Origin of the sequence: Bacillus sp. CR71, from assembly GCF_003429245.1 — a bacterium.
Taxonomy (GTDB): domain Bacteria; phylum Bacillota; class Bacilli; order Bacillales; family Bacillaceae_G; genus Bacillus_A; species Bacillus_A thuringiensis_S.
Window position 1 is genome coordinate 3,640,402 of sequence record NZ_CP031748.1, and the last position, 19,681, is coordinate 3,660,082.

Consider the following 19,681-nt stretch of genomic DNA (forward strand, 5'->3'; position numbering starts at 1 on the left):
TGAGATACGTTAGTTATGAGCTCATTTTTTGTACGTTCTAATCGTCTTTCTTGTTCAAATGTATTTTCCAATTCCTTAGACATATAGTTGATATTTTTAGCAAGTTGGGTCAATTCGTCCTTCCCCTTAATCCCAATTGTTAGACCTAGTTTTCCATTGGCAATATCATTCACGTTATCAGAAATAAGCTTCAAATATACTATTTTCTTTCGAACCAATATCAAAAAAAGTATAATAAAGGTAAAGATTGCGAACGCGAATAAGAACAACATTGCGACATTGAATTCAAACATACCAAATTCTTCGTGTTTTATAAATAATGGATCTATGACGTATGCCAAAATGAGGATTGTTAAACCAAATGAAATAAAAAAACTAATTGCAACAGCACCAAGAAGTTTTATAATGATCTTATTTCTGAAACTAACATTCTTCATATTTTATACCCAATTCCCCAAACAGTTTTAATGTAAATGGGATGTTTAGAATCCTCTTCAATTTTGTCTCTTATTTTTGTAATATGCACCATGACGGTATTGTCTGATTTATAAAAAACCTCTTTCCAAACTGCTTCATATATTTTTGCTACACTCAGGACAATCCCTTTATTGCGGGCAAGTAGTTCGAGAATAGCAAACTCTTTTGGAGTTAACCTTGTTTCTTTTCCTCTTACCCATACTTGACGTGTATCTGTATTTACGGTTAAGTCACCAATTTCTAGAATGCTTTTATTATGTTCTACGGACGTATTGTATTTTTTAAATCTTCTTAATTGGGATTTCACTCTAGCGATTAATTCTAATGGGTTAAACGGTTTTGATAAATAATCATCTGCACCAGAGGCTAGGCCCTGAATTTTGTCTATATCCTCAGATTTTGCAGATAGCATAATGATAGGCATATTGCGATCTTCCCTAATTTTCATACATGCTTCAATGCCATCCATATTCGGCATCATAATATCTAAAATAACCAAATCAAATTCCTTTTCTTCTAACAGTTGTAAAGCTTGTATAGCATCTTCTGCCTTTTGAGTTTTTAGGCCTTCATTTTCTAGATATACAGAGATAAGATTTCTAATCTCTTTATCATCATCAACAATAAGAATTTTTGACTCCATATTATTCCTCCACATTAAATGCAATAAGTATACAATAAAGCATATATTTGTTGTTACTTAATTAATAAACTTACTAGAGATAGTTTCTATCTTTTTTTCTTTAATTAAGACGATTCTTTGTAAAATACACAAAAAGACCGTCACAGTATTGTGACGGAAAAACAGGAAAATTTCAATAACTAATACTATTATTATTTATTTTTAGCTTTTAAGACACCCAGCGCTATTTTGGTTGCTTCTGCAATAAGCTTATCATCGTATTTAGCATCCTCTTTATCATGATTAGAAAGTATCGCAAGAACAATTGGCTTTTTATTTGGTGGCCAAATAATTGCGATATCATTTCTGGTTCCATAAGATCCCGAGCCCGTCTTATCAGCTACTTCCCATCCTCCTGGAACTCCAGCACGAATTAAGTTGTCTCCGGTAGTATTCCTTTTCATCCAATCTATTAATAAATCCCGTTTCTCAGTTGAAAGTACATCTCCTAACGCAAAAGCCTGAAGACTAGTAGCTAATGCCTTTGGGGTACTAGTATCATGTACGTCTCCTGGATGCACTTCGTTTAACTCTGGTTCAAAACGTTCAGGATTTGTAACGGTATCTCCTATTTCTCTCAGTGATTTTTTGAATTCGCTAGGTCCACCTAATTGTTTAAGAATAAGATTTTGTGCAGTATTATCACTATATCGAAGGGAAGCATCTGCAAGCTCTTTCAGAGTCATCCCCCTATCAACATACTTTTCTGTAATTGGATTGTAATTAACAAGATCTTCACGAGTATACAAAACTCTTTGATTTAGATCTTCTATTGATTTCTTTTGTAAAAGTACTCCCACAGCTAAAGCTTTGTGGGTAGATGCGTATGCAAACCGTTTATCTGATTGATACGTAACGGTTTGATTCGTATCAGTGTCCAATGCATAAATACCAAGTTTAGCATCAAATTCTTTTTCAAGTTTAGCAAAAGAATCATTACCAGTAGTTTCTTGTTTGATTTGATTTGTTTGTTTCGTTTGTTTAAGTGATTCAGATTGAGTATTACCATCGGAACAGCCTATAAGCGTTGCACATGAAAGAAATACTACAGGTACCATCTTTTTGTAATGTAAAATGTTAAAAAACTTGTTTAAGACTATCATACATTTTCAACCTCTTTCAAGAATATATAGTTTTTCTAGGTGTTATACATACCGACACAATGAAAAAGTCTATCGGATATCACTCTTCTTGCATCTCACTTTTCATAAAGTGAAATGCAAGAAGCCCTCACCAATCGGGCTTTTACGGGTAAATAGCGGGATAAAATGAGCGAATTATCATGAACACCTGTTTTATACGTATACTTAATAGACAACTTAAGTAACAAGTTTGTTCCATTTTTATCAGTAGTCGTATCTAGAAACCTAAAAAAGTCCATTTAGAAGATCTAAATGGACTTTTTTACTCATATAATCCTATCTATAGTTAAACGAATAAGATTAAATAAATTTAAATTTTCTTGCTTTATCTACTAAACTGTTTAGGCATTTCTTTAACGTGCTTATCATCATCACGCCAATCATAGGTTTCTTTCTATGAAATATCTAAAGTTTGATCTCCAATTCTAACAATATTCTTATTTACCCATTCAATATATGGATCGGTATCTGGATAATTCCAATATATATTTTTCTCTGAATCTGTATCAAGGTTAACTAATTCACCCCTAACAGCATCCGCACTTAATGATCCTGCATTATGAAAATAAGTCTTGATGAGATATTTTCCATCTGGAGATTTCACTGTTCGAATTAATTCCCCTTTTGGAACACCTTGCAAACTAAAAAATTTCCAATATCCAAACCCAACTATAATTACTAACATAGTAATTATAGTTAGTAATACTTTTCTTTTTGTTTTTTTTAATTTCACCTTTTGTATTTATAATACTCATTCAACTCCATTCCATAGAACTAATACCATATTATACCATTAAATAAATGGTATAATATATCAAAAATAAAAATCCTCCCGTAATAGTATTATAAAAAGGGCATGTGATGGTCTCCCTATTTATAAAGTGAAACTTTAATCCCACTCACCAATCGGGCTACCCGTTAATGCGGGATAAACATGAAAATTCCCCTTTAAGAAAAATATAAAAAATCAGACAGTATACTTGAATTGCTCTTCGCAAGAGAATATACTAATAAAGCAGGCTATGACGTTCCTTCCTTCTAACTTCTTTGACCAAATAGGGATGTTACTTTCCTGCTAAACACATAGGCTATGACAATTCTTCCTTCTTTTCCAGAAATTTCAAATTGTTTTAGAGTTGTCAATTTCCTATGAAAATAATTAGACTATAAAACCTCTTTCTTCTTTGGGATTGAATAAACTTTAGTTTATCAACCATTGATGTAGAGGTTTTCTTTTCTTAATTAACAAATTACCACTTAACAACTAAATGTTATACCCCTAATTTTCCACTAAAAAATAGCTATGTACCCTCAGTGCATTTCTCTATAATTAGTGTGTTTATGCATGTAAAAATAAAAATCTACCACTGAAAGGAGGACAGTCAGACTATTCCCCTCTTTTATAAGGAGTGAATAGCTGGCGTTCTCATGAAAAATTCTATTTACATAAGAAGAAGTTTGAAAGTAATTATAAAAAGAGAAGAAAATAAACTACCGAACATTTATTTAGCCACTGTTTTAAAAAACTTGGAAAGTTTAGGATTTACTTTTTCCGAGCCTTTAATAGAAGAGTTGCAAACACTTTCGGTTGATACATTCACATCGTTTTACAAAGAGTTGGTAAAACATTTAAAAGAAATGGTTGGTGCACATATTCAGTTTGCTCCTATGTATCCAAACTTTCCGCAACAAATGATGGATTTAAGTGACGCTGATTTATACATTAATGCTATTATTCATTATGTGACGTTGCGCCTACCTGTATCAAAAGTAGAAGAACGACTTCCTCTTTTAGATAGCGTTGATTTGAAAGTTATTAACTTAGGAAGTGAAGAAGATTTCAATCAAATGATTTCTCAATTGATTAGTGCAAACAGCTCTATTTCCTCAACTGATAAGACAGATGTAGAATGGGCTATTACACACACTGAAGATGTTTCCTGTTTTCTACCTAATGTAATTCCTCATAAGGAAAATATGTCTTTTATAATTGGAGTTTTATTAATAAACAGAAAAATATCAGCCGATGCTGCTGCAAAGTATTTTAAAACAGCAACTGATGTTCTTCGCCTTGCAGTTGCTTTATCTGAAGGCGATGTGAGTTTAGCATCTTCCGTTCGATTCAAGAAGTTTAACCGAGCAGAAAGACGCTTCCTTTTAGGATTGTTAGAGCAATGCGGAAACATTACCGAAGATATGCTTCGATACAAAAAACGTTGGATTCGTCTAGGTGAAATTCTTCATCCAGCAGAATATCATACTCGTTTCCCAAAAACCCACCGAGCATTTGAGATTCTTCGCAACAACATTAAAGTTGAAACATTTAATGGAAAAATAGAAGCAGCTTTGTTGAATCGTGATATCATGACAGCGAAAAATCTTTTAAAAACTCGCCCTGGGGAATTTGCCAGACGCTTGGATCATTTAATCCGTTTATGTAGTGATAAGTCAACAGATGTTTTCCATATTCTCGAAGAGTTTCTAAGTATAATAGGAGACGTTTCTACTCCTGTATTACTTCAACTCACAGCTCATTTTAAGCATCGAAATGATAAAAATGAATTTCGTACCTTTTTTCCAAAGGGAAATGTAGCAAAAGCTATAGGTATTGAAAATACACTTCCATTTATCTCAGAGGATATTTGTTTAATGATTGTAAAAATGTGTGAAGATACTTTAAAAAATCGCTTCGCAAAACTTCCAAGTCTCGGAAAAGTATTTTTGGATGAACAGTTAAAAAATCACTTAGTTCCCTTCTCTCAACGTTCAGCCAGCAAAGCGCTTCGCACATTATCTCGAGGAAGTAAAGTAGATTTGCCAGAAGGAGATACGATTCGTTTTTTCCTATGGTGGAAAGAAGGCTATGTGAATGGACAACATACAGGACGCGTTGACATTGATTTGTCTGCTGCAATGTACGACGAAGATTGGCAATACAAAGAACATGTATCCTTCACGAACTTACGTTCAAAAAATTTCAAAGCCTACCATAGCGGAGACATTACTTCTGCACCAAAGGGGGCATCTGAATTCATTGATTTCGATATTCCGTCTGTGCTGAAATATGGTGGACGCTATGTAGTCATGACTTTGCTTTCTTACACAGACCAACCATATAAAGATTTACCAGAATGCTTTACTGGTTGGATGGTTCGTCAATATCCTGGTTCAGGTGAAATATTTGAACCTTCTACTGTTCAAGATAAAGTGGATATTACTGCCGACACCCAAATCTCTATTCCAGTTATCTTAGACTTAAAGAAACGAAAATTGATTTGGACAGATTTATCTCTTACAAGAGATCTAACTTATGATAATACCATCGAGGCGAATCAAAAAGGTATGATACTAGTTGGAAAGGCTTTAACTAATTTAGTTAAACCGAATTTATATGACTTGTTCCGATTACATATTGAAGCTAGAGGTGAACTCGTTCAAGACATCGAAGAAGCAGAAACTATTTTCTCTTTGGATAAAGGGATTACTCCTTTCGATATTGAAAAAATAATATCTGATTTTATAGCTGACCCACAAGGCTAACTACATTACAAACATTGATAATGTGTGGAAAATATCCATGTATAATGTCTATGTGAAACAGGACCTGATAGATGCATATCAGGTCCTGTTTTTTATTTAGTAGATACTAAATAGTCCGGTTAATCATTATTCAGCTAAATACACGATACTAATAAAGTGAAATTTATTCGAAAGAAGTTCATTAGTTAATACGTATCTAATTAAGAAACATTCATATACCAGCCCAAACATCTTTTCCATATCGCCCTTCATCTTGCACACGATCCAACCAATTCCTTGCTTCTTGTTCACTGACTTCATGAATTTCTTGATATGCTTGACAAAGGGTATCTTCTACATCCGGAGCCATTTTACTGCCATCACCACATATATAAAGATGAGCTCCATTATCTAATAACGAAATTAAATTGATACTATCTTGTTTTATTAAATGCTGTACATATGTTTTGGGATGTCCCTCTAGACGAGAAAAAGCTGTGTGTAAAGAGATTAATCCATCTCTTTCATCATTTTCTAGCTCTGTACGATAGAGATAATCTTTTTCAGGATGACGACAACCAAAATATAGATGCGCTTGTCCTAAATTAATACCTTTTTGCTTTTGAACACGACGCGCTTGCAAGAATCCACGGAATGGTGCAACTCCAGTACCTGGCCCAACCATAATAATTGGTGTTTCTGGATCTTTAGGTAATTCAAAGTTTGATTGTGGCGTTCGAATGAAACAAATAATCTCATCTTTATTATGACGCTGAGCTAAATAATTAGAAGCGACTCCTTCATATGTCCCTTCTCCACTCCATGCAGGCGCATTAACAACACCGACCGTAATGCTCAGACGATTCTGTGCAACAAGTGGAGAGCTTGAAATAGAATAGTAACGCGGTTTGAGCGCAGGAAGCAGTTCTAAAAAGCGTTCAAATCGGATTTCACAAGCCTCATACTTTTCAAGAAGATCCAACATTGAAATACGTTTCTTTAGTATTTGTTCATGATAGACCCCTTCTTCTAATAATGCTTCCAATTCTTTTTTATGAGGAGGGCATGCTGTGAATGTTACCATTTCTCGTATTTGTGCACGAGTGGCTGCTTCTTGAACTTCGACACTATAACTAAGAAGGTCCAATAAACTAACAGGACTGTCTAAAGGTATGTGATTTATACTTCGTCCACTTGCACTCAGTATGACTTGATCCTTTCCGTTTAATCCAAAGCGTTTTAAAATTCGATTAACATTCTTCTCGCTATTAATTGGCAGCACTCCAAGGTGGTCTCCTTCTTGATATGTAGCGCCTTCTGGCAAGGATACCTCGATATGTCGTGTACTTCTATCGCTGCTGGATGATTGGAGTTCACGATTTTCTAGTATAGTTGCATAAACTGCTTCATATGTTCGTGCAAGAGGAGATCCTCCAAGACGACTGACAAATTGCAGACTCAAAGTACTACGCTCTTTCTCCATATTTTTGTTAAATTCCAATCCAAATGCCTTCATCGCATCAGACCACATGCCTTGTTTCCATTGCTCGAGCTGTTCCTCAAAATCACCACTTGCATCTGCTTCTCCGCGTTTAGAAAACCTTGTTGCTCCTTTTTGAGCCATCTGCTCATCAATGTATCTTGGAATCCGTTGATAGGTACTAGTCCAATTATGATCTCCACAACCAAAAACTGCGTATTGAACACCTTTTAGCTCATCTGGTTTTAGTTCCTCCAACCATTGCACAAACTGTCCTGCATTACTTGGCGGTTTTCCATTATAAGAAGAAGTTACAATAAGAACCGCTCCTTCTTTCGGTAGACTTCCAATTCGATCGTTAAGAGCTACCACTTCCGTTTGAACCCCTTCTAAACTAGCTGTATCTGCTAATTCTCTTGCAATACCTTCTGCTACACCTGTATCCGAGCCGTACAGAACAAGAAGTGAAAGATTATCAGCCCCAATAATAGAAGGTGTCTTCTGAACGTGCTGCTTAATTTCATGGTTTTTCAGCTTGTCCTCTGTAGGTGCAAGAACAGTAGGATGACTAATAGTTTGTTTTCGGGGTAGAATCCTAATCTTAAAATCACCGGGCTTTAGCGTTAATGTTTGTTTTACGTCCAGCTGATAGTTTTGATAATCGATTAATTCAAAATGTTGAAGAAGCATTCCCATTACAAGAGTGGCTTCATGAAGTGCAAATTGCATACCGATACATGCTCTCTGGCCATTTCCAAATGGCTTATAAGCATGATGAGGAACCTTATCCAGCTCTTCAAATCGTTCAGGTTGGAATTCTTCCACATTGTCTCCCCATGCATCTTTATCCCTATGCAGCTGTGGAATAAGAACAGAAATACGATCTTCTCCTTTCTTAATTGGGTATTTCCCGCCAATCACTGTATCTTCTTTTGCATAGAGACTGAATGCTGGAGCGGTAGGCCATAGACGTAGCGATTCATTTAAAATCATCCGTATATACTTCAGTTTCATAACTTGTTGGTATGTTGGAGTAGGATCTGTCAAAATACGGTCTACTTCTTCATAGGCTTTTTTTAACTTATCCGGATTCTTTAATAAAAAGTAAATTGCAAAAGATAACAATCCACTTGTTGTCTCATGCCCAGCTATTAAAAAAGTGATAATTTGGAAACGAATGTTTTCATCATCTAATTTTTCACCAGTTTCCGGATCCTGTACATTTAACATACGGGAAAGTAAATCATTTTCTTCCTGATCTCCACTACTTTTACGTTCAGCAATAATATTATCTACTAAAGAAAACATAGATTGGATATCATGCTGAAATTGACGTTTCGTTCTCCACATGAGTTTGTCTTCTATATCCAGCCGCTGCAATTGGTGCATTGCCTCATCTAGAGCACGGCTCATGCTAGTGATAAAAGGATGAGGGGTCTCACGATAAAAGCTATTAAATCGGTAATTAAAACCACATAGACCAATTGTATCTAACGTAAGGCGAGTCATATCCTCCGGAACATCTACGTCTTCATTCGGATTAAGCCGTGCCCATTTTTGAACGAGTTGTACAGCAAGATCGACCATCATGGCATGGTAATCTTTCATTGCCCGTTGGCTAAATGTAGGCATCAAAATATTATGAGCTTTTTTCCAGTTAGGCTCGTGAGTCTCGCTAGTAAATAATCCGTCTCCAGCAAAGGCACGAACCTTTGCCAAAGCACCCTCTATGCTTTTATCGAACCGCGTTTCGTCACAAACTTCTGCTACCAGTTCATGTCCAGAAACGACAATTATGGCATCACTTAAAGTTTGAATTCGAAAAATGGGACCATACTCTTCCGCCAGCTTAATAAACGATAGAGTCGGTTTATCTTTATCGATTAATGGGAGATTACCCAGCGGTCCATATGTTTTCGGCTGGGGAATGGCAGATACTTTTTTTTCCATTTAAAACACCCTTTCAAAAAAGCATGAAATAGCATATCCCATTTAATAAAGAGGAAATAGCAACTAATTGCCTGGGATACAGATATGTAATTGATTACCTTATTTTATCTTTTCCCTAACTATTCATGATTATGATATTGAGTATAAGCTTGGCAATTAGATTTATAAATTGTAGAAAAATACTAAATTAAAATGAAGCGAATAAATATAATTGGATCCTTTTAATATTGGCGTTAAAAGATAAGCTAAAATTATAATGTTTATGAGAATTTGCAAACGGATCTCATCTCTTGCATTTGTTTATAAAACGATCATTTTGATTTATTTTCTTCTAAAACACCCCAAAATAGAGAAGTTGACGAGCTTAAGATTGTAGTATTCGAAAAATCAGTAGTTTAGTTAAACCAATACGATAAGCAAGTATACCGTGTTACTAATGAAAGAGGACCTGATATGAACGTCAGGTCCTCTTTCACTATATATAATTATTTCACTGCTTCTTTCAGCTCTTTTCCAGCTTTAAATATCGGCGCCTTAGCAGCAAAAAAACTTGTAGGAATCATTATCTAGCGTTTTATTCTTCTCTACCGATTTAACTTCTCGACAGCTTCCGCACTTGTATCTACACGTTTAACGAAAAAAACTAATAGTAGTGCAACAACATTCATGCCAAGCGCTACATAGAATGAATATTGAATTCCGGATAATAAAGCCTTCTGAGTTAACATTGCCTTCGTAGCCTCTGTGAAGGTTGTTGGATCTACATCAGCCATTAGACTTTCAGCTTTTGTTTTTGTTACAGAATTCATAATCGTAACAAGAATAGCAGTACCAATCGAACCGGACACTTGTTGAGCTGTATTATTAACAGCTGTACCGTGCGGATTTAAGCGCGTTGGCAATTGATTGAGGCCATTTGTCATAAGTGGCATCATCACCATCGCCATCCCAAACATCCGCAATGTGTAAATAAGAATAATATGTGTGTGACTAGAATCGAGTTGCAGATTTGCCAGCATATAAGTTGAAACGGCTGTAATGGAAAGTCCTACTATACCAAGAATCCGAGGGCCATATTTATCAAATAGTTTACCTGTAATTGGTGACATAACCCCCATTATTACCGCACCTGGAAGCATCATCAGCCCAGAGCTCAGCGGTGAAATACCGCGGACGTTTTGTACATAAGCTGGTGTTAAAATCATCCCCGAAAACATGGCCACTGCGTTGACAATTGCAATTACAGACGCAAGTGCAAACATTGGGTACTTGTAAACACGTAAATCCAATAACGGCTCATCCATTTTTAATTGGCGGATAATAAAAGCAATTAGGGCAATAGCGCCTATGATTAAGGTTGTTAAGACAACTTTATTTGTCCAACCATCGGAGCTTGCAGAACTGAATCCATATAACAAACCGCCAAAACCGACAGAAGATAATAGTAATGAGAGATAATCAAGTTTTGCATTTTTGTTTTGTTTCATGACATTCTCAGATTTCCAAATCCCTAACAGTAAGCTAATGATTGCTAACGGTAAAATCATTTCAAAAAGCAAACGCCAGTCATAATACTCTACAATATAACCTGATAGTGTCGGTCCAATTGCTGGAGCTGTAATCATAACTAGTCCAAAAATCCCCATTGCTGTTCCCCTTTTTTCTCTTGGAAAGCTTACTAGCATAATATTCATTAACAAAGGCCCCATAACTGAAGAGCCTGCCGCTTGAACCATCCGACCAGTAAGTAATAAACCAAAATTCGGCGCTACAGCTGCTAAGGCAGTACCAAGAATAAAAATCACCATAGATGTAATGAATAGGCTTCTATTCGAGAAACGCGTTATTAAAAATGCTGATGCCGGAATTAATATACCACTTACAAGCATATACCCTGTAGAAAGCCACTGGATCGTTGAATAATCTTGAATGTCTAAATCTTTCATTATTGATGGCAAGGCTACATTTAAAAGCGAGTTATTTAGAAATGAAACAAATGCCCCAATAAAAAGGATTACAAGCATTAAATATGGTGGTTTTCTTTTATGTAATGTTTCACTCATATATTTAATTGCCCCTTCATTATAAATTTCATTGATTCGTTTAAATCGTTTACATATTTGCACAAGAAAACATTACCCTTGCAGTATTTTGCCAAACTCTTCGAATGGATATTCTCTTTTTAGCAATTCCACTTGCCCAACATAACATTTTAAAATCTTTTTTTGATTAAACCTTTATAAAAACGTTTGTTAACGGAATTTAAATTAGGCTGAAATATATAAAAGAAGCGACTGAAAATACCCTTCTAAAATAAAGTGAAACTTTAAATCAACAAGGCCACACACCCATTCCTTTAAATACAGGCTTGTAGATCTAGTTATGTAACCATCCATAAAAAGGAATATTACATAGGCTAAGTCTAACATTACATTTTTAAAGTGAGGAGAATAAGCGTATGCACCAATATTGGTATTTGAATTCAAAGGGAAACGGGGAACAATATACTAACCAAATTTCATTATATTCACAGCCCGAAATAACTAAATCTGAGGTAATGAATGATTTGAAGATTCCTGAGAATTGGAGTTACCGAGTCTATCCAGTTAGTTGGGATTCATCAGCCAATTATACGGGATTCACTCCCCACCCCCCTCCCTTCTCTTGGGGGGAACCAATCAATTATGCAGGGATAATGCCACAAGGTCACCCTACTAATTGGCCTCCATTACCAGGTCATGCAGGTTTTAATTTTCAAAAACCTCCCTTCCCCTGGGCCCAACCATTCAATCATACAGGGATGTTCGCACAAGGTCATCTTGCCGCTTTATTATCGCCGCCAGCTAAGCCTTTTCATATCAATACCAATAACTCGGGTGTTTTTGGAAACCCTCCAGGATGGGGTAGTCCGTGGGCCCCAATGGGATGGGGAAATAACGGAGGTAACGGTCAGCTAGGAATGCTTGGAAACTTATTTACAGCAGGAAAAGGCACCATGAGTGGAATAGGAATGATTAGTAGTCTAATCGGGATGGGGAAGTTCTTCTTTTAGTTAATTAGAACAGGAGAATGTGGCTGTAGCTTTAATCAACCACATTTAAGGACAGTAATCTCCCACCTAACTTCCTAGCATAGCATTCGCGGAAATTTTAGGTGGATATGTATTGTTACAAGTTACTGTTTTACTTTGAGTGCTCCTTTACTTTCTTATCAAGTGCCTTACTATAAGCATCTTTGTTTTCCTGCGATAACTCATAAATTGCTTTTTTCCAATGCTCTCCGTCTACACCTGATAAAAATTCAGTACCTTTCATTGTAGCTTCTTGAACCTTCTGTTTATCTTCTTTACCAGCATCCTTAATTAACTTCGTTGCTTTTCTTGCCTCTGTTACCCCTTCTTGTATGGATTTGTGAATGTCTTTGTATGTATCAGGTACTTTTATGTGTTCCATATTGTCTAAAATTTTATCTATCTCGTTTGATGTTTTTAAAACAGCTTTTGCTTTTTCTTTGTCCTTTAAGGATTCTCCTAAGTTTAGTAATAGTTCATCCTTCTTAAATTGGAACTCTACCACTTGCTCACATATGTAGTACGGATACTGTTGTTCGGAAAGTACTGTTTTCGTTATTGCTTTACTAGTTTGCTCAGTCTTATGAGTAGAATCTTTATCTCCTGCCTCGCATCCGACTAACAGCATAAATGGAACTGCTAACGTTACTAGTTTCTTTGCTCTCATTATGTATTCTCCTTGTAGAAATTATTGTAAGTAATTAACATATCAAACTATAACATACATTACATTATGGTTCACTTCCATTACGCTTTTAAAATGCAAAATAAGAATACACCCCATAAGCCGCAAATAAGATTAATAGAATAGAAATGCCGAGTACTGTATATAATCCATTTTAAATTTGAATTCATATCATCCTCCTACCTCTCAATAATTCCAGTATATAACAAAAAAGCATTGGATACCCAATGCTTTTACACTTACGCAAATAAAGACGTATTCGCATATAAAGCTGGTGAACCACCTGAATGTACGAATAAAATGTTGTCTTCTTTATTAAATGTACCTTTTTTAATTAAGTCGATTAATCCCGCTACCGCTTTACCTGTATACACTGGATCAAGTAAAATACCTTCTGTTTTCGCAAGTAACTGAACTGCCTCTACCATTTCCGGCGTTGGTAACGCATATCCTGGCCCTACATATTGATCAAAGCACGTAACAGCGTCACGCGGGATAAAGTTTGGAATACCAACGTGTGCTGAAGTTTCATCTACAAGTTTTGCTACTTTCTCTTCTTGCTCAGCTTTTCCTCTACTTACGTTGATTCCAATTACAGGAATGTGGCTTTGTGTTCCAGCAAAACCAGTAATTAAACCAGCGTGCATACCAGCGCTACCGCTTACGCAAACGACTGTACTGAAATCAATTCCTTGGTCAAATGATTGTGCCATAATTTCTTGCGCACAAGCAACGTATCCCATTGCACCAGTAGGATTTGATCCACCAACTGGTATGACATATGGTGTATTACCTTTTTCACTAACTTCTTTCGCTACTTTATGCATCTCTTCCATAAGATCTGCCCCGTTTGGTACAACAATGACATTTTCAGCACCTAATAAGTGATATAAGAAATAGTTTCCGTTAAAGTCTGGCTTCTCTTCTGGTTCAAGCCCTTCTTCTAATACAAGGATACATTTCATTTTTTCTTTTACCGCAGCTGCCAGTGTTAGACGGCAATGGTTTGACTGAATACCACCAGCTGTAATTAACGTATCTGCACCTTTTGCCTCTGCATCCGCAACTAGAAACTCTAACTTTCTCGTCTTATTACCACCAGCTGTTAAACCAAGTAAATCATCTCGTTTAAAATAAATAGTCGGCCCACCAAGTGCTTCAGAAAAGTTGTTTAACTTTTCAATTGGTGTATATGATTCTGTATATTTTTTTCTCGGGAATTTAGCTAAATTCATTGTAACGCTCCTTTTGTACTTCTTTCACAATATATGTAACGTTACTATTATTACACGTAAAAATGGTGAAGTCATCTTTCTGGGTTAAAAATGTATTAGAATTTCGTTTTGATAAGTAAAACCGTATTAATGATTTTAACTTAATTACGGTACATGAAATTTATATCAACGATTTTTTAAATATATCGTTCATTCCTTACAATATATCAACGATTTTTCAAATATATCTATCGTAACTTGCAATATATCAATCTATCGACAAAAAACGACAGACAGGCAGCCATTTCTCATCAACAAAAAGAGCCCACACATTCAAATGCAGACTCCCTCCAATCACTTATTTATCGAAAAACGAAGTAACTGTGTTAATCCCGGCTCTAAATTCATTTCACCTTTATGGCGTACATATACCACTTTATCCCCATCAAATTTCGGAGGGTTTGCTTTACTATACGTATGCCACTCATTCGTTCCTTCTATAGAATACTCCATATATTCAGTTGCACCGACAATTATATTTTTACTATCATCTGCCGCTACATTTGGTGCCATCTGCGCAATTTTTGAATCACTAATTAATAACTTCTTTATATCCTTATCACGTTTGTAATCGTAAGCTGTCACAATTACATCGTTACCATATGCTTTCACTTGTAACCCTTGTTTAAATGAATAGCCATCTGGAGCAGTTTTCTCTCCTCCATTTGGTCCCGCTGACATCCAGCCTGTTTCAATCCCGCCCGTATTTACAACAGTGAAACCTTTTTCATCTCCGCCTTTAATTTTCTTTTTACCAGCCCAGTCAGGTAAGTTTAAATCCCAATGCGTATGACTCGTGAAGAAAACAACTTGCGGATAGTCTTTTAATATATCGTACAATTTATCCACGTTTAAATAATCTTGTAAATACGGCGATTGTCTTGATCCAGATACCGTATCAGGTAAAACGTGATGAGAGAAAATAAAGATTGGCTTATTTTTATCTTTTTGACTATACTCTTCTAAATTTTGTTTTAACCAACCTAATTGCTCATCACTCATATATACTTCGTCCCACATTTTTGAATCGTGGTATTTCATATATTTTTCAGTTCCTAAAAATAGAAGCGGATACCCATCTAATTCTTTTTTATGATATACCTTTTCTTGTCCACTAAATTTCAGATAGCGGTTAAATAAAGTTTCCTCAGTTACACCATTTGGCCATGTACTTTGAGAGAGTTTCCCATCTGCTGTCCATTTCCCAGCATAAAACTCATGATTCCCAACAGTAGACCATACATTTTCTGGATGCTTATTTTTATTTAACACACGCTTTACATCATCATATTGTGACTGTTGTCCAGTTGGCGTTATATCCCCATTCATAATAAGCGCTCTAGAAAGTGGCGTCACTTTGTTCATATCTTTTAGCACATGATCAAAATCCCCTAAATCCCCTTGAATATCACTAATAACGTTAAAAGTTGTAGCTGATTTCCGGACTTGCTCTTTCCCTTCCGCATGTGCTGAAAACGTCGGTAATAATGCCGCCATAACTGCTAACGAAGCAACTGTCTTTTTCATACAAATTCTCCCCCTAATAATAGAATGTACAAACTGACATGTTCTGCTTTCTCTTAGGTGCTTGTCCAATTCACATTATAGGGGGCGATTGTAAAGATTAATGGAGTAAAAATTTAAGTGTTTTTTAAGAGATTTTGTCTTTTTTACACGCCCCATTTAACAATTAACACTAATTTTTCTATTAACCTACTAATATTAACTGAATGTAAATTTATACGATAAATCACTTCGTTTAATATGTTGTGTTTTAATTTCCTTTACACAATTTCAATAAAGTACTTTACCATTTTAAATTCTCTTCATTAATCCTCAACTTCTATTCCAGCCTGTTTTAATGGTTCTAATACTTTCGGGTAACACATTGAAATATATTCCACTGTTTTTAAATTTTTTAGATTTTGAAATCCTTCAACAGATATAACATCAAATAAACTGTCTTCACCGTCCCAATCAGGCTTTAAAATATGATAAATTTCATTCCCACCATCAAAGCAAAGGGACTCAATCTTTTCCAAATCACTTATTTCCAAAGTTAACGCTTCTAAAAAAGCTTTGATTTCAACAATTGGCCCAGCTCCTGAATACCATTCAAAATAATTCGTATGCTTTTCTATTAAGTCTTTCAATTCTTTTAGAAATAGTGGCTCTTTATCTAATAAAGCTTCAATTACCACTAACTTAAAATTAAAATCCTGAAACATTTTACTCTTCCTCATTTTAAATTCCTCCAATGTTATAACATCCTTGTCCAAATTATTATAAGTAAAACATATCCAATTGCAGCTTCTTTATTTCTTTCAATATCACATTAAAAAGGGATATGCTTAATTGCATGTCCACAATCGAGAAAATATACATTATACATATTTTCTTACTAATTATATTCTTTATATACTTACCTTCGCTTCTCTAGCATCTTGTTTCTTAATTAAGTCTAAGTAAAAATGCGAGACAGTTGTGTTGTAATAAGGGGAAATGAATATGAATGACAGATTAAATGTAAACATGCCTATAAATGCAGTTAATAAAAACCAACCAATAAAAGATAACCAAAGAACAAATAACTTGAACTTATGTCCTTTCATTATTCTTTTACTCTCCCTTAATGCTTCACTTGCTGTATAATCCGGATTCTCTATTAAAATATAATATGCCATTGAATAAGAAAAATATTTAATAATACCTGGAACAATTAATAACAGACTCCATAAAAATAGAAAAACAGCCTGCAACACTCCTAATTTCATTGATTTACACAAATTATTTTTCCTAAACCCCACAAATACATCGTCCACCTTAGCATCTTCATTTTTACCTAAGCGTAAGGTGAAAACAGAATACCCATAATTAAAGATACCTTGTATGACACTGTAAATTAAGAAACAAATCAGTCCTATAAAAAAATAACTTAGAATAAGTAAAACTAGTGCTGTTAGATCTACTTGTAGTTGCCCACCCATTGAATAAATAAAGAAAACATCCAAACCAATTATCCCAATAAACAAGCCAAATATTAAATATATAAAACTAGCGATTGCTGATGCACTTAAAGTTGGTACAAAATAGTATAACGCCGATATCCCTATACTTACTCCCCATTTCCCATCTAACGAATTAAGTGCTGCTTTCTTTAAATTTCTTATCAAACTTGCATCCTCCTTTTTTCCATATTTTAGCCAATAAAAATTTTACAAATAAAAAACTTGTAGCAAGCCCCACTACAAGTTCTTTTAGCTAAACATTTTAGCTTATCAAAACAAAATATACCTTCTACACAATCGGGGGTAATTTCTAAAATATGGTTTATTAAAATCATTATATAATATAATCATGGATTTTTGTTGAATATTCTATGTTTTCCGACAAATATACCCGAAACTCTTCCTGATGTTCATTTAGATATAATAACTTATATAGCAATATATTTATCATTATCTTTCCCAATAAACCTATCCTCTTGTTTTCCACAAAAAAGCACAGAGATTCCTCCCCATGCCTACTAATTTCCTACCTTTTTACCGCATGTACATAATGTACTGTCTCAAAAGCTTCTAAATAATCGTTTCGTCCTTCAAAATATAATACATCAATATCCTCTGGTGATAAATGCTCATAAATGAGTAAGCCCGCCTTCTCTAACAGTTCTTCCATTTCAGCATAAGAATAACATGATTTCATCGGTTCTCCGCCTACCGCAGCCATTTTCACCATATTTTCAACTCGATTGGACAGTCCTTTTTTCTTAAATAAGTTTTCATCGGGATAATCGAAAACGATAGAACTCCCTACTGGAACTATCTCAAACAAGCACTCTATTAAACTAGCAAGTTCCTCTTTCGTTAAATAGTATGTTACACCTAATAGACTAAAGAACGTCTTTTTATTTTCAAATCCTTCATTGCGTAACTGTTCATAGGAAAATCCTTTCGTGAAATCCATCGAAACAAAATGAAGGTTATTTGGAACTTCAAGTTCTACTTCTTTTATTCTTTCCTTCTTAAACGCCTGCGTAGAAGGATGATCCACTTCAAATATTTCTATTTTATTTTCTAATTCTCGGTGTCTAAAACTGAACGTATCTAAGCCTGCACCGAGTATGACGTATTGTTTCGCTCCTAATGTAATTTCATGTAGTAATACTCTTTCACAATATGCGGCACGTGCTAAAGGTGTTGGTGATAACTGAACTTGCGTAATCCATTTTAATATTTCTTTTGGATTGTCTTGAAACTGCTCTGCAATTTCTTTATTGAAAAAGTGAATCCCTTGAACCATGTTCGTTTCAATATTGTTACGTTCTTTTTGTGAAATGAAATCTTTAGCTACATAATCATCAAAGATTTTAGGATTATCAAATTCACTATGATACGCCCTTCCGAAAGCTGATACTAACGACGTTACACTTGCTTCACCTTGTTTCACACACATACACTCTCCTTCATTTTCACAACAAAAATAGGGTTCCCCTGGCCAGGAGAACCCTATTATACACCTTATTTTTATATTGGTAAATTATAGAATAAATAAGTTTTTTTGTCAAGTTTTCAGCCTACTAACGCTCCAATAATTTGTGTAATCTCTAGCAGGAAGATTTCGATCTACACCGAATATTCCAGTTCATAACAATACAAATGGAGGGCGTCATGAAAAGATTAGTCATCATTACAGTTGGAAAAACACACAGTGGAAAAACTACATTTGCAAAAGAGCTAGAAAAAGAGTTACCTAATTCTTTTATTATGGACCAGGACAACCAAGCTGAATTTATTAACACACATTATGAAAAATTACAGCCGACAGAAGGTTCAAATATACTAAAGCACGGTCTTTCAAAATTCATTGTTGATTATGCGAAAGAACATACAAATTTACACCTTATTATTTGTAATTCCAATCGCAGTAAAAGCGGAAGATTCTATTTACTAAACGAATTATTTCCACAGAATGAATATGTACGCATATTAGTTCATTTTGACATTCCAGATGATGTACTTTACGAAAGAGTGGCTCGAAGCACGCGAAGTACGAATATTTTTAGAGGTGGATATTCTAGTTTCAAAGAAGTACTTGATCGACAACAAACTGAATCACTTCACGATGATGTGGTAGATCCTGTAGAAAACGAGGCTGATTATTTGTTTGTTATTCGCAATAATAAAGATGTAAGCTTTACTATAGAAGAAATTGTTCATCTAGCTAAAGGTTTATCCCCTACCCCCAAATAAGAGATTATAAAAATTACATAATCATAGATTATTATGCAAATCCTTCCTCTAAGCGCCTAACATAGTATATAATAATAAGATAATCTACTTCTATATGCTCATTTTTACACAAAACAGTTCATGCATATGAAAGAAAAGAGGTACAAAAAT

General features: G+C 34.9%; 14 protein-coding genes and 1 pseudogene. 3 read left to right on the forward strand and 12 right to left on the reverse strand.

Annotated elements, in window-relative coordinates; genetic code table 11:
• The 4 genes and pseudogenes from DOS87_RS18225 to DOS87_RS18240 all read right to left on the reverse strand — a co-directional run.
• On the reverse strand, positions 1 to 437 hold a 437-nt coding region (locus DOS87_RS18225), incomplete at its 3' end, for a HAMP domain-containing protein (RefSeq protein ID WP_208730102.1).
• Positions 434 to 1,120 (reverse strand): response regulator transcription factor, encoded by a 687-nt coding sequence (locus DOS87_RS18230; RefSeq protein ID WP_000444082.1) that lies wholly within the window; start codon positions 1,118 to 1,120, stop codon positions 434 to 436. The genes DOS87_RS18230 and DOS87_RS18225, both read right to left, overlap by 4 nt.
• A gap of 191 nt (positions 1,121 to 1,311) precedes the next feature.
• On the reverse strand, positions 1,312 to 2,262 hold the full coding sequence (gene bla, locus DOS87_RS18235) for a class A beta-lactamase (RefSeq protein WP_000636466.1): 951 nt from the start codon (positions 2,260 to 2,262) through the stop codon (positions 1,312 to 1,314).
• A 364-nt stretch (positions 2,263 to 2,626) separates the two neighbouring features.
• Positions 2,627 to 3,056 (reverse strand): annotated as a pseudogene (locus DOS87_RS18240) (DUF5412 domain-containing protein).
• Positions 3,057 to 3,729: 673 nt separating this feature from the next.
• On the opposite strand from DOS87_RS18240, the gene DOS87_RS18245 reads away from it, so the two are divergent.
• Positions 3,730 to 5,841: a TerD family protein gene (locus tag DOS87_RS18245; RefSeq protein WP_142330488.1), complete on the forward strand. Its 2,112-nt coding sequence runs from the start codon at positions 3,730 to 3,732 to the stop codon at positions 5,839 to 5,841.
• Positions 5,842 to 6,052: 211 nt separating this feature from the next.
• Here the strand turns inward: DOS87_RS18245 and cypD are convergent, their stop codons facing one another.
• Positions 6,053 to 9,250 (reverse strand): bifunctional P-450/NADPH--P450 reductase, encoded by a 3,198-nt coding sequence (gene cypD / locus DOS87_RS18250; RefSeq protein WP_098577875.1) that lies wholly within the window; start codon positions 9,248 to 9,250, stop codon positions 6,053 to 6,055.
• A 584-nt stretch (positions 9,251 to 9,834) separates the two neighbouring features.
• Positions 9,835 to 11,313: a DHA2 family efflux MFS transporter permease subunit gene (locus DOS87_RS18255; protein ID WP_000005102.1), complete on the reverse strand. Its 1,479-nt coding sequence runs from the start codon at positions 11,311 to 11,313 to the stop codon at positions 9,835 to 9,837.
• Positions 11,314 to 11,708: 395 nt separating this feature from the next.
• Here DOS87_RS18255 and DOS87_RS18260 point away from each other — a divergent pair, with 395 nt between their 5' ends.
• Positions 11,709 to 12,302 (forward strand): hypothetical protein, encoded by a 594-nt coding sequence (locus DOS87_RS18260; RefSeq protein ID WP_208730103.1) that lies wholly within the window; start codon positions 11,709 to 11,711, stop codon positions 12,300 to 12,302.
• A 130-nt stretch (positions 12,303 to 12,432) separates the two neighbouring features.
• Here the strand turns inward: DOS87_RS18260 and DOS87_RS18265 are convergent, their stop codons facing one another.
• The 6 genes from DOS87_RS18265 to DOS87_RS18290 all read right to left on the reverse strand — a co-directional run bounded on the left by DOS87_RS18265 (position 12,433) and on the right by DOS87_RS18290 (position 18,734).
• Entirely contained in the window at positions 12,433 to 12,987 is a 555-nt protein-coding gene (locus tag DOS87_RS18265; protein ID WP_001201794.1) for a hypothetical protein, read from the reverse strand.
• Positions 12,988 to 13,244: 257 nt separating this feature from the next.
• Positions 13,245 to 14,240, reverse strand: a complete 996-nt coding sequence (locus DOS87_RS18270) for a D-cysteate sulfo-lyase (RefSeq protein ID WP_098577876.1) — start codon at positions 14,238 to 14,240, stop codon at positions 13,245 to 13,247.
• A 333-nt stretch (positions 14,241 to 14,573) separates the two neighbouring features.
• Positions 14,574 to 15,806: a DUF4073 domain-containing protein gene (locus tag DOS87_RS18275; RefSeq protein WP_000754274.1), complete on the reverse strand. Its 1,233-nt coding sequence runs from the start codon at positions 15,804 to 15,806 to the stop codon at positions 14,574 to 14,576.
• A gap of 302 nt (positions 15,807 to 16,108) precedes the next feature.
• Complete coding sequence (locus DOS87_RS18280) at positions 16,109 to 16,522, reverse strand: DUF6892 domain-containing protein (protein ID WP_001232168.1); 414 nt, start codon at positions 16,520 to 16,522, stop codon at positions 16,109 to 16,111.
• Between the two features lie 171 nt (positions 16,523 to 16,693).
• Positions 16,694 to 17,452, reverse strand: a complete 759-nt coding sequence (locus tag DOS87_RS18285; RefSeq protein WP_000620770.1) for a DUF975 family protein — start codon at positions 17,450 to 17,452, stop codon at positions 16,694 to 16,696.
• A 361-nt stretch (positions 17,453 to 17,813) separates the two neighbouring features.
• Positions 17,814 to 18,734, reverse strand: a complete 921-nt coding sequence (locus DOS87_RS18290; RefSeq protein ID WP_000337839.1) for a class I SAM-dependent methyltransferase — start codon at positions 18,732 to 18,734, stop codon at positions 17,814 to 17,816.
• Between the two features lie 215 nt (positions 18,735 to 18,949).
• Between DOS87_RS18290 and DOS87_RS18295 the strand changes: the two genes are divergently transcribed.
• Positions 18,950 to 19,531 carry an ATP-binding protein gene (locus DOS87_RS18295; RefSeq protein WP_000826975.1) on the forward strand — a complete coding sequence of 194 codons (582 nt, stop codon included), beginning with the start codon at positions 18,950 to 18,952 and terminating at the stop codon, positions 19,529 to 19,531.
• Positions 19,532 to 19,681: the final 150 nt, after the last annotated feature.